At 57.2% G+C, this 12,959-nt stretch carries 8 protein-coding genes; all 8 read left to right on the forward strand.

The features are described 5' to 3' along the window. Positions 1–4 precede the first annotated feature (4 nt). From icmH to PMI18_RS28135, 8 genes are read left to right on the forward strand one after another with little or no spacing between them, the layout of a single operon-like run. Entirely contained in the window at positions 5–880 is an 876-nt protein-coding gene (gene icmH, locus PMI18_RS28170; RefSeq protein ID WP_007894606.1) for a type IVB secretion system protein IcmH/DotU, read from the forward strand. 13 nt (positions 881–893) lie between these two features. Then, on the forward strand, positions 894–4,433 hold the full coding sequence (tssM, locus tag PMI18_RS28165) for a type VI secretion system membrane subunit TssM (protein ID WP_007894608.1): 3,540 nt from the start codon (positions 894–896) through the stop codon (positions 4,431–4,433). Further along, a complete protein-coding gene (locus PMI18_RS28160; protein ID WP_007894609.1) occupies positions 4,433–5,161 on the forward strand; it encodes a PP2C family protein-serine/threonine phosphatase in 729 nt (242 codons plus the stop codon). Before tssM ends, PMI18_RS28160 begins: the two co-directional genes overlap by 1 nt. Continuing rightward, on the forward strand, positions 5,158–6,174 hold the full coding sequence (locus tag PMI18_RS28155; protein WP_007894612.1) for a serine/threonine-protein kinase: 1,017 nt from the start codon (positions 5,158–5,160) through the stop codon (positions 6,172–6,174). The genes PMI18_RS28160 and PMI18_RS28155 overlap by 4 nt, the downstream gene beginning before the upstream one ends. 28 nt (positions 6,175–6,202) lie before the next feature. After that, positions 6,203–8,251, forward strand: a complete 2,049-nt coding sequence (locus tag PMI18_RS28150) for a type VI secretion system Vgr family protein (RefSeq protein ID WP_007894614.1) — start codon at positions 6,203–6,205, stop codon at positions 8,249–8,251. 11 nt (positions 8,252–8,262) lie between these two features. Further along, complete coding sequence (locus tag PMI18_RS28145; protein WP_033035635.1) at positions 8,263–9,294, forward strand: tetratricopeptide repeat protein; 1,032 nt, start codon at positions 8,263–8,265, stop codon at positions 9,292–9,294. Next, positions 9,291–12,287, forward strand: a complete 2,997-nt coding sequence (locus PMI18_RS28140) for a hypothetical protein (protein WP_007894618.1) — start codon at positions 9,291–9,293, stop codon at positions 12,285–12,287. The genes PMI18_RS28145 and PMI18_RS28140 overlap by 4 nt, the downstream gene beginning before the upstream one ends. After that, on the forward strand, positions 12,277–12,780 hold the full coding sequence (locus PMI18_RS28135) for a hypothetical protein (RefSeq protein WP_007894620.1): 504 nt from the start codon (positions 12,277–12,279) through the stop codon (positions 12,778–12,780). Before PMI18_RS28140 ends, PMI18_RS28135 begins: the two co-directional genes overlap by 11 nt. The last annotated feature ends 179 nt before the right edge of the window (positions 12,781–12,959 follow it).

A 12,959-nucleotide genomic window follows, 5' to 3' on the forward strand; every position in this document is an offset into this window, starting at 1 on the left:
CGACATGATCAAGGACATGGAATACAACCAGGACGACAAAACCGTCCTGCTCGACCGCCAGGGCCACGGCCCGGCGTCGAGTCCGCTGACTGACTTCGCTGCACCGCCGCGTTTCGAACAGCTGGAAGAGCGGATGATTTACGCCGCGCGTTTGCGCCCGGCCGAAGCGTTCAACATCAGCCTCAATTCGTTGGTGGCTGCTGCTTCCGAGCTGCTGTCGGAAGTGGTTCGACTCAAGCACAGCGACACCCGCGAAGACCTGTACGCGCTCAACGAGCGACTGACTGCCGGGCTCAAACTGTTTGAAGTGCGTGCGCTGCATAACGGCGCTGAAAGCAGCCAGGTGATGGCCGCCCGTTACGTGCTCTGCACCGTGGTCGACGAAGCCGTCGTCACCACGCCGTGGGGCAACGAAAGCGAGTGGTCGCAGATGAGCCTGCTCAGCAGCTTCCACAACGAAACCTTCGGTGGCGAGAAGTTCTTCCAGCTGCTCGATCGCCTGTCGAAAAACCCGGTCAAGCACCTGCCAATGCTGGAGCTGATGTACCTGTGCCTGTCCCTCGGTTTCGAAGGCAAGTACCGGGTGCAAGCCCGCGGCATGCTCGAACTCGAAGGCATTCGCGATGCTTTGTATCGGCAGATTCGTCAACTGCGCGGCGACGTGCCGCGTGAGCTGTCGCCGCATTGGGAAGGCTTGAACGATCAGCGTCGCAGCCTGGTGCGCATCGTGCCGGCGTGGATGGTGGTGCTGTTCACCGTGGTTTGCCTGGTGGTGATGTATTCGGGTTTCGCCTGGGTACTGGGCGAGCAACGCGAAACCGTTCTGCAACCTTACCAGCAGCTGGATCCGGCCGCGGTTCAGCCACAGTCGAAGCCGTAAACAGGGACGTGTGATGAAAAAGTTTTTCAAGAAAGTCGGCGCATTCCTGCGCCAGACCTGGGTCTGGACCTTGCTGCTGGTGCTGTTCGTCGCGCTGCTGGTGTGGTTCGTCGGGCCGCTGCTGGCGGTCAATGACTACAAGTTCTGGGAAGGTTCGACCTCCCGCCTGCTGACCATCAGTGTGCTGTTCCTGATCTGGGGCCTGACCATGGTCTTCGTCAGCTGGCGCGCCGGTGTGCGCAAAAAGGCTGTGGAAGAAACCGAAGACGGCCAGGACCGTATCCGCCGTGAAGAGCTGATCGACGAAGAGCAGAAAGAGCTTCGCGTGCGCTTCAAGGATGCGTTGAAAACCCTGAAGACCTCGAGCCTCTATCGCGGTCGCAGCGAACGCTGGCGCAGCGATTTGCCGTGGTACTTGCTGATCGGCCCGCAGGGCAGTGGCAAGACCAGCCTGCTGGACTTCTCGGGCCTCGAGTTTCCGATCAACAAGATCGACCGCAAACTCACCCGCGACACCCTCGGCACTCGGCATTGCGACTGGTACTTCGCCGACCACGGCGTGCTGATCGACACCGCCGGGCGTTACCTGACCCAGCCGGATGCGGAAGTCGATGGCAGCGCCTGGAGCACTTTGCTCGACCTGCTGCGCAAGCGCCGCCGCAACCGTCCATTGAACGGTGTGCTGGTGACCATCCCGGTGGAAACACTGCTGGGCGGCAGCGAGCAAGACCTCGACACCCTGGCTCGCCAGGTGCGTGCGCGTCTGCAAGACGTGCATCAGAAACTGCACGTCGACGTGCCGATTTATCTGGTGCTGAGCAAGGCCGATCGCCTGCTCGGTTTCGACGAGTTCTTTGATCAGCTGACCCGCGAAGAAAGCGATCAGGTACTCGGCACCAGCTTCCGCAAAGAGCAGAGCGGCACCGACGTGGCTGTACTGCGCGCCGAGTTCGAAGAGCTGCTGCGTCGCCTGAACAGCCAGGTGATCATGCGCATGCACCAGGAGCGCGACACCCAGCGCCGTGGCCGCATCCTCGACTTCCCGCATCAACTGGGGCAGATCGGCGAGCGTCTGTGCCTGTTCGTCGACATGGCGTTCACCGGCAACCGCTACCAGCGTGTCAGCCAGTTGCGCGGTTTCTACCTGACCAGCGCGCCGCACCTGACTCAGGAAATGGACCAGACCACCGCCGGCATCGGCGCCAATCTGGGGATGAACACCGGCGTGCTGCCGACCCTGCGCAGTGGCCGTTCGCGGTTCATTCACCATTTGCTCAGCCGAGTAATTTTCCCCGAGGCCGATCTGGCCGGTCTGGACAAGCGCGAACGCAGCTGCATCCATTGGGGCCAACGTGCGTTGTACGTGGGTGCACTGGCGGCACTGGCGCTGTTCGGCATGCTCTGGGCTGGCGGTTTCTCGGCCAACTATGAGCGTCTGGAAAACCTGCGCTCGTTGGCGCAAACCTGGAATCAGCAACGCTCGGCCCTGACTGCGCGCGATGATTCGATGGCGGTGCTCAAGACCCTCGACACCCGCTACGCGGCGACCCAGATCTTCCCGAACAAAGGTGACGTGTCGTACCACGAACGCGGTGGCCTGTACCAAGGCGAAGACGCCAATCCGGTGGTCAAGAGCGCTTACGAGCGTGAGCTTGAAGCGCAATTGCTGCCACGGGTTGCGACCCTGCTGGAAGGGCAGATCCGCGCCAACATGAAGGACCGCGAACGCCTGCTCAACAGCCTGCGTGCGTATCTGATGTTGAACATGAAAGATCGCCGCGATGCCGTTTGGCTCAAGGATTGGGTCGCTACTGACTGGTCCTTGCGCTACGCCGGCAACACCGCAGTGCAGAACGGCTTGAACACCCACTTCGAGCGTTTGCTCAAGCAGCCGTTTATCTACCCGCTGAACGAGCAACTGGTAGCGCAGGCGCGTCAGGTGTTGCGCAGCGAGTCGCTGGCCAACGTGGTTTACCGGATGCTGCGCGAGCAGGCTCGCAACCTGCCGGAATACCGCCTGAGCCAACACATCGGCCCACAGGGTTCGTTGTTTGTCGGTACCGATTACGTGATTCCGGGGTTCTACACCCAGCAAGGCTATCAGCAGTACTTCTCGGTCCAGGGTTCGGCGCTGGTCACCGATATCCTGCGTGACAACTGGGTACTGGGCGAAGGCTCGGGCATCAGCGGCATGGACTTGCGTCGCCTGATGGTCGAACTGGAGCAGCTGTATTTCCGCGACTACGCCAATTTCTGGAGCGAAGCGGTCGGTCAGGTGGCATTGCCACCGATCAACGACGCAGGCGAGGGCGCCGAGCAACTGGCGGGCCTGACGTCCGCCAATTCCCCGGTGCTGCAACTGCTGGTGGAAGTGCGCGAGAACACCCGGTTCCCGGCGGAAGCTGAACCGGTTGATGAGGCCGCGGATGCCGCTGCAAAACTGGGAGAGCAGAAGGGCAAGCTCGGCAAGTTGGGCAAACTGGCGTCGGCCGCAGCGGATGCGGCGTCTGACGTGGCCGCGACCAAAAACCTGCCGGACACCGCGAAGAAGTCCCTGCAACGTCGCTTCGAACCGCTGCATCGTTTGCTGGACGACAACAACGGCCCGGCCGCTGACCTGACCCCGGCACTGACAGCACTCAACGACCTGCAACTGCAACTGTCGAGCCTGGCCCGTGCCAGTGCGCCGGAGCAGGCTGCGTTCGAAATGGCCAAGACCCGCATGAGCGGCCAGCGTGATGCGCTGAGCAACTTGCGCAATGCCTCGAACCGTTTGCCGCGCCCTGTCAGCGTGTGGTTCAACGTGCTGGCCGAAGACACCTGGCGTCTGGTGCTCAACGATTCCTACCAGTACCTGAACCAGCGTTATCAGAGCGAGCTGTACAGCTTCTACGGCAAGGCGATCAACAAGCGTTACCCGTTCAGCGCCCACAGCACCAGCGACGTTGCGATCAGCGACTTCCGCGAGTTCTTCAAGGCCCAGGGCATCGCCGATCGTTTCTTCGACAACTACATGCGTCCGTTCGTGAGTGGCGATCCAGGCAACTATCGCCTGCGCAGCATTGACGGTCACAGCATGCCGATCTCCAAGGTCTACCTCGACCAGATGGCCGCGGCACAAGTAATCCGCCAGAGCTTCTTCGCCAGCAACCCGGCCGAGCCGCAAGTGCAGTTCAAACTTGAGCCGTACACCCTCGACCCGGCCGTCAGCCGTTCCGAGTTCAAGTTTGGCGACAAGACCATTGAATACCGTCACGGCCCTATCGTGCCGGTGTCATTCAAATGGCCGACCGACGCTGAAGACGGTCGCACCAGCCTGGTCCTCGACAAAATGGCCGGCCGCCCGATCGGCATCGAGAAGAACTCCGGCCCATGGTCGCTGTTCCGTCTGTTCGACCTGATGCAAACCGAGTACCTGACCGGTCGCGACGTGCTGGTGCTCAAGGCTGACGTGGGTGGCCTGCGCGCCAACTACTTGCTGACGAGCCAGCGCACGCCGAACCCGTTCGACATGGGCGTGCTGCGTACTTTCCGTATGCCGGTGCAGCTCTGATGCTGGTTGCCAGTCCCTGGCGCAGCGCTGCGCGTACCGATCCGGGCAAGGTTCGGGCGCGCAACGAAGATGCTTTTCTCGACTGTCCACAGCAGGGGCTGTGGGTGGTCGCGGACGGCATGGGCGGTCATCAGGGCGGCGATGTCGCTAGCCAGTTGATCGTCGCCAGCCTGGCGGAATTGCCGGTGCAGGACGACTTCGACGAACGACTCAAAGGTATTCGCCAGTGCCTGCACTGGCTCAACCGCCGATTGGGTCAGGAGTTGACCGTCACCGCCGGGCGCCACGACAGCATCATGGGCAGCACCGTGGTGGCGCTGCTGGTGGAAGGCAATCGCGCGGCCTGCATCTGGGCCGGCGACAGCCGCTGCTACCTGTGGCGCGGCCAGCGTTTGTATCAGCTGTCCAAGGACCATTCGCTGCAACAACAACTGATCGACGAGCAGAACATGAGCGTCGAGCAAGCCCAGGCTCACCCTGCCGCCCATGCCTTGACCCGTGCGGTCGGGGCTGCCGAGCAGCTGACCCTGGACGTGCTCGAACTCGAGGTCTATCCCGGCGATGCGTTTTTGCTGTGCAGCGACGGTTTGTATCAAGGGCTGACTAGCGATGCCCTGGGCAGCGCCCTGAGCCTGACCGCGCCGCACGTTGCGCTGGAACGTCTGTTCGACGGCGCTCTGCGTGGTTCGGCCCGGGACAATCTGACAGCCGTGGTGATCCGCCAATGACTGAACTCATGCCACTGATCGACGACCTGCTGGTGACCGAGGAAGAAGACAATAACCTGACTTACTTCGCCTTCGCCACGCCTCTAAACGGAAAGCCGCATCAGGCCGAGCCTGCGCTAGCGCCGACCCGGGCCAGTATCGGCGAACTGCCGGACGTGCTGGCGGGACGTTACCGCATCGAGCGCCTGCTCGGTGCCGGTGGCATGGGCGCGGTTTACCGTGCACGGGACTTGCTGAGCGAACAGTTCGGCGATCCCGATCCTTACATCGCGCTGAAAATACTCAGCGAAGAATTTGCCGAATCGCCGGACGCCAGCGCCTTGCTCTACAGCGAGTTCGCCCTGACCCGACGACTGCGCCACAACAACGTGCTGCGACCGCACACCTTCGAAGTGGACACCGACTGCCAGCGCGCCTTCATCACCATGGAACTCATGCGTGGGCTGACCCTGGACAAATTACTCTGCGAGCGGCCTCTGGGCCTGCCATGGAAAGAACTGCGCGACATCGCGCTGCCGCTGCTCGACGCGCTGGCCTACGCCCACGCTCGCGGCGTGCTGCACGGTGACATGAAGCCGAGCAACGTAATGCTCAGCGAAGACGGCGTACGCCTGTTCGACTTCGGCCTCGGCCAGGCGCAAGAGGGCATCTTGCCCGGTCTGCCACACCTGAGCCGCAACCGCTTCAACGCCTGGACCCCCGGCTACGCCCCCCCCGAACTGCTCGAAGGCCAGCCACTCTCGGCCAGCGCGGACGTGTACGGCGTGGCCTGCGTGATCTACGAGCTGGCGGGCGGCAAACACCCGTTCCGCCGCTTGCCCTCGACCGAGGCCCGCGACGGGCACCTCGAACGCGAGCTGCAAGCACCCAAGCATCTACCGAAACACTGCTGGCCAGCCCTGCGAACGGCGCTGGCTTTCGATGCGGCCAAGCGCACCATCACCGCCGCCCAATTGCGTGACGCCATGGGCGCCACTTCGTCCTGGCTACAACGTCTGCGACTTCGGGCGTAACGGATGACATTCGAACAGGGAGCACTTTATGTTCAACCCAGCTAACGAAACGCACTTCAGCCTGACCGTCGACGGTTCTCAAGGCGATCAGGTCGGCGACCTGCAAGTGCTGTCGTTCACCGGCACCGAAGGCATCAGCCAGCCGTATCGCTTCGACCTCGAACTGGTCAGCGAAAACCCGGATCTGGACCTGGAAAAGCTCCTGCACAAGCAGGCGTTCCTCGCATTCGACCCGAAAGGCAGTGGCATCCACGGCCAGATCTACCGCGTCGCCCAAGGCGATGCCGGCAAGCGCTTGACCCGCTACAAAGTCTCCCTGGTGCCGCAGCTGCAATACCTGCATCACCGCACCAACCAGCGCATCTACCAGCAGATGTCGGCGCCGAAAATCATCGCGCTGATCCTCGAAGAACACGGCATCAAAGGCAACGCCTACAAATTCCAGTTGAGCCAGCCGTGCCCGGACCGCGACTATTGCGTGCAATACGACGAAACCGACCTGCACTTCGTCCAGCGCCTGTGCGAAGAAGAAGGCATTCACTACCACTTCCAGCACAGCGAAAAAGCCCACCAACTGGTGTTCGGCGACAACCAGACCGTGTTCCCCAAACTCGGCCAGCCCACCGCCTACATACAAGGCAGCGGCATGGTCGCCGACGAACCAGTGATCAAAGGCTTCAAACTACGCCTGGAAACCCGCACCGGCCGCGTCACCCGCCGCGACTACGACTTCGAAAAGCCCAACCTGCGACTTGAAGCCGGCTATAAACCCGACGGCGAAAGCACTGAACCGGACCTCGAAGACTACGACTACCCCGGCCGCTTCCTCGACCGCGCCCGCGGCAAATTCCTCAGCCAACGTGCCCTCGAACGCCACCGCGCCGACTACCAGCAAGCCGAAGGCCATGGCGACCAGACCACCCTCGCCAGCGGCCACTTCCTGGAAATCTCCGACCACCCGCGCACCGAGTGGAACGACCTCTGGCTACTCACCGAAATCGTCCACGAAGGCAAACAGCCGCAAGTGCTCGAAGAGTCCGTGACCAGCGACACCACCGACAACAAAGACGACTTCCACCAGGGCTACCGAAACCGCTTCCTCGCCACCCCGTGGAACGTCTTCTACCGCCCCGCCCTGGAACACCCCAAACCCCGCGTCCTCGGCAGCCAGACCGCCATGGTCACCGGCCCCAAAGGCGAAGAAATCCACTGCGACCAATACGGCCGCATCAAAGTGCAATTCCACTGGGACCGCGAAGGCTTGGCTGATGACAAAACCAGCTGCTGGATGCGCGTCTCTTCGAGTTGGGCCGGCGACCGCTACGGCGCCATCGCCATCCCGCGTATCGGCATGGAAGTACTCGTCACCTTCCTCGAAGGCGACCCCGATCAACCGTTGGTGACTGGGTGCCTGTACCACAAGGAAAACCAGGTTCCCTACGACCTGCCTGCGAACAAAACCCGCACCGTGTTCAAAACCCTTAGCTCACCGGGGGGCGGTGGGTTCAATGAACTGCGGATTGAAGACAAGAAGGGAGCCGAGCAGATTTTTATTCATGCCCAGCGGGATTGGGATGAAAACATCGAGCACGACCAGAAGATTCGCGTGGGGAATGAACGCCACGACACGGTGGTGAAGAACACCTACACCGAGCTGAAGGCTGAAGAGCATCGGACCACGATTGCGGATCGCAAGAGTGAAGTGCGGGTGGATGATCACCTGACGGTTGGGCAGAACCAGCATGTGAAGTTGGGGACTGCGCAACTGACCAGTGCGGGGAAAGAGATTCACCTGAAGGCTGGGGACAAGATTGTTATCGAAGCCGGGATGGAACTCACGGTTAAGGCCGGGGGGAGCTTTATCAAGCTGGATGCGGGTGGGGTGACGGTGGTTGGGCCGGTGGTGAAGATTAACGCGGGTGGGTCGGCGGGGAGTGGGACTGGGATTGGGATTAAGCCGCCGGTGTTGCCGGGGGCTGCGGATAAGGATAAGGCGGGGAGTTTGATGGATCAGGCGTTGGGGAATGCGGTGCCTGAGAAGGTTAAACCGAAGGCTTTTTTTGTGTTTTCTGAGTGATGAAGTTCGTGATGACAACAAACAAAAACGCAAGGCAGTTCAGGTGGTGCTCCATCGCACTGTTGACGTTGGGTATGTGCAGCGGCGCCGTTGCCTCATCGCCCAGTGACCCGCAATGCCCGAGTGGCAACTTTGCAGAGTTCGCCCAGGTTTTCTCATCTCAACCGGAGATACAGAAGGCATTTATTGCCTCGTCCGTTCAGGAACTTCGAGTGGTTGCCGATGACGACAAGCCAAAGGTTGTCCAGCGCAATATCAAAGCGCTGGACGCTGCCGAGTTGAACGTTCTTGTGCCGGAAAATGCTGCTGCGTCGAGCCTAACTATTAAGGTCGATTTACCGAACAAGCTGATCGTTCGTGACCAGGCGGGCAAATTTCTAAAGGTTTTCGTCTTCAAACACGGCGACTGTTGGGTTCTGGATCGTGTCGAAGATTGGTCGCTTGAAAACGTATCTGATGTTGTGTCTCGGACAGAGAAACTATTGCCAGGTCAGCGAGAGCTGAGGAAAGGTGCATGGTTTGACAGACTGGCTAATCATGCATCGCCTGAATCGGGTGTTTATTTGTACGCAGCAGCACTGGATAGCTACTTGGCCGGAGCGCAAGAAGGTTCGCCGCAAGCTGCACTCGCTGCTGCGGGAATCAGTCTTTCTGGGCAAGCTCCACGCCTGGATAACAGCAAAATTGTGGATCTTTTGATTGCTGCTTCAAAAAACATTCCAGACGCAGGCGTGACGCTTGCGAATTTTTACTGCGATGAGGGTGAATACGACGACAAGCACGTCTGTATCAACCCGCAACAGTCAATGGCTGCATTGGAAAGCGCCGCGAGCCGAGGCTCAGTAGACGCACTGAGCCAACTGGGTGAGGTGTATGAAGTCGGCACCATCGTCCCTGCTGACCTGCCCCGAGCAATGGCGTGTTATCAGGAGGTTCAGAAAACGGACCCTGAGTCCGGTACGCGAGGTGTTGACCACTTGGCGGCTCAAGGCGTCGTCGCTGATGACTCAATTCAATGTCTTAAAGCAGGGAGCTTCCGATGAGTACCGGACTACTCGAACAGCGGGCTAACTACCCGCATTCCCAATATGAATACGGTCCAGCGAAAGGTTACGCCGATGCCGACGGCGACGGTCGAAAGGAAATCGACTGTTCAGGTCTGTTGTACCGAATGCTGAAGGACGCGGGATATTCAATTCCATACCTGACAACGGGACAGCTGAATGTTGACGTAACCCATTTTGACGTCATTCCGCTCGCGAACGTCGAGCCCGGTGATATTGCACTCTGGATCAATTTCCACGGGCATACGGGGGTAGTCGAGACCATCAATTCGGTGCGGAACGCGGGGGATTTTTTCGGTTCGCAATCCTCATCAGGGCCTAAGTCCGCCAAGTACGGGCACGGTAGCGGTTACTGGCCAATGCCAGAAAAGTTCTTGCGTCCGAAACCCCAATACAGAACGGGTGCACAACCGGCACCAGCGGCTGCTCCTGCTCCAGCCCCGGCAGCTGCTCCGGCGGGCCCTGCACCGTTGATGAACTTCCAATATCCGTTCCGCAAGGCTGACGGCAAACAGTTCACTGATGCTGAAGAACTCTACAAAGTCCTTGAGGGTGAGACCTCGGGTCATTACCTGCTGGGTAGCAACAAATTTTGGCACGGTGGTATTCACATCACCGACAAAAGTGCTCCTCAGTGCGTGCTGAATGAACCAGTACGTTGTATGGCTGATGGTGAGGTCGTTGCGTATCGGCTCAATCAGGACTATCTGGAGTCAACCTTTGGTGACAACGAGAAAAAGCTGAAATACTCCAACTCCTTTTGCCTGGTACGTCACGAGTACAAGTCGGCGCCTAACCCGGAAGAAGGACCGAACAAGGGTAAGCAAAACAAGCTGATCTTCTACAGCCTCTACATGCACCTCTTACCGTATAAGCGCTATCCGTTATCACCGGATGAAACGCCAAAACCGAAGGTGACCATGAAGGTAGGGGACTTCAAGGCTTATGACGAGGCGCCCTTGTCGAGCGACATAATCTCCCCCGGTAAAGTGACTAACGGTACCAAGCTTGAAGTCCTGGAGCAGAAAGACGTTAACAACATCACATACGCCAAAGGCAAAATTCTTTCCGGCAGCGTGAAGGCTGGTTCGAACAAAGTTCGCGACGTAGGGACTGAAATTTGGTTCGCCTATTTGAAGGATGGTGAGCCATACAAAAACTCCCAACATCACCGCATTTGGGCAGCAGACGTCATTCCAGAGCGCGCCCGGCCAAATTACTGGCAAGGAAAGGTTAAAGCTAGGGCGACTAAACGGTTGCCTATACATCAGAGTCCGGCGAATCCAACGAACGGACAGCCTGCCGGTGCGCCCGTCGATGGCGGCCTGGAGTTGGCCGTCAATAGTGTTATCGAGTTCGATAGCAAAGAAATCGTTAACCTAGTGATTGGCAATAAATTAAGGCGCATGGCCTCATGCACACTGGTGTCTGGCGGAGTATGGCAGCCAACGGGGAATGCACCGCCGACATTCTGGACGAACGTCGAAAACGATCCGGCAAGCCAGTATGTGCAGTGGGAGACGGTGACTCCTACGGACTTTGATAGCGTTGCATCAACCAGCACCGGCATCAAGGCTGGCGATCCGATTGGTTACTTGGGACAAACCGAAAACCTCACAGGCGAAGACGGTGGCGTGGCAAGCAAGTATCAAGTACATGTCGAGATATTCACTGCCGAAGCTGACGTGAAAGAATTCCTTAGGAACTCTGCCGGTTTGAAGATTGGCAAGCAGTATCTGTATCTACCTGTGGGGGCCGAACTGAAGAAAAAAGCACCGGCGGGTGGCACCACGCCACTTAAGAAGGAACATGCTGTTGATCTGCGTAAGGCTCCAGTTATCAAAGAGGGCAGCGACGACTATTACGAAGTCAGAGTGACAGAGGATGACCAATCGATCACTGGCCTTGTAAAGAAGGCCGGCGCAGAAGTCATCACGCAGCATGATTGGGAGAAGATGGGTTTTCAGATTGTTGAGGAAACAAACGCCACAGCGGATGGTTTTCTCGATCCGGAAGACATGCCGCAATTTTTCAAGGGTTTCTTTGCAAAAATTGACAAAAACCACGATGGTGAAGTTGATCCGGGCGAGCTCGCTGACGCACTGAAGAACGCTGATACGAGAGATCAGTGGGCCAAATTTATTGCTCATCATCCGACTGAGTGGAAGAGTAAAGCCGATGCACCTAAGTGGAGTAAGTTAGATAAGTTGTTGGAGCTGTCGCCGAAAACGTTGAAGCATGAAAAAGAAAGAATAAGTAAGTATGTGTTTTGGGAGGAGCTTTCTGGGAGCGCAGTTATCAACTCTGAAGTTGTTTGGCACTTTCATCCGGTTGAGTTTGTCAGGACGCACTTGTTGAAGCGTGCGCCGTCTGGATGGGCCCATAGCGCATTTGCAAATTTGTTGGGTAAAGTGGAATCGAATAACGATTACACGGCTTACAATGCTACAACACCTGTGCTTAAATCATTCTACAATACAAATCTGACATCTCTGACAATTGCTGAGGTTCAGCAGAAGCAAGAAAATGATGAAATGTTTGCAACAGGGCGGTACCAACTTATCACGCCTACTCTAGCTGAGGCCGTAGATAAGCTTGGTTTGGATACGTCTCAAAAATATGATGAGGCGATGCAGGATAGAATATTTGTTGATTACCTGATTAAAATAAAAAGGAAAGCCATAATTAATTATCTGGAAGGGGATGGTGATGTGGAGGATGCAATTTACGCGTGGGCGAAAGAATTTGCGTCGGCAGGCGTAAGGCAAGGAAAGAAAATCAGCTCTATAGTTTTGAAGGATGCTGCAGGCGTCCCAATTCTTCACCCTGTAACTCATAAAAAACAGTGGGTCGAGCGACATGCTCAGTCGGAAGGAGTATCTTTCTATCAAGGCGATGGGCTGAACTCTGCTCATATTACACCCGACGAAATGGTCCGTGCACTCGAGGAGTCTAAAAGAAATGCTGGGTAAATTTTTGTCTAAAACACTTCTATTGCTTTGTTTTATTAGTGCTTTAGCGTTTGCGGCGCCTCCATCATTTTCAGAATACGACGCCGGCACTTTGTATAAGGGCGCAAGTCATCCGTTAGCTAAAATTGATACCGCGGGTCAGCGCTGGGATGAATTAAGAAATAATGCCGCAAAAAAAGCAGTAAACTTTGCAGGTCATTACATTCTTTTTACCGGTGAGTGTGGTGGTGGTTCAATTTGTGGAGAAGTCATTGATGCGAAAACTGGGGAGGTTGTAAGGAGCTTGCCGAATGCTTACAAGGCAGACGATGAGGAAACTGAGGAGTCGTTCGATATAGATTTTAGGGCTAATAGCAGGTTGGTTGTGATAATGGGGGTCGCTCAAAATCGGGAAGTGGATGCTAACAACAATAAAGTCTCGCGAAAATATAGAACTAGATATTATGAGTTTGATGGTAAGGAATTCCATTTGGTTGCCAGTGAAGATAGATAGTGGGGTGGTAGAAGGTTTTGGTTTGATATGAGTCTGGTACATGAGCGGTTGTCAAAAAAGCAGGTGGATTTATGTAAAGAAAGTTAGGTGTGGGTAAGTAAATCTGTCCCGCTTTTCTATGCTTTATTATTTTTCTCCTGTGATCGGTCGTGGCGTCGATGGTTTCGGTTCATGCACAG

This window comes from Pseudomonas sp. GM102, from assembly GCF_000282555.1.
Taxonomy (GTDB): Bacteria; Pseudomonadota; Gammaproteobacteria; order Pseudomonadales; family Pseudomonadaceae; genus Aquipseudomonas.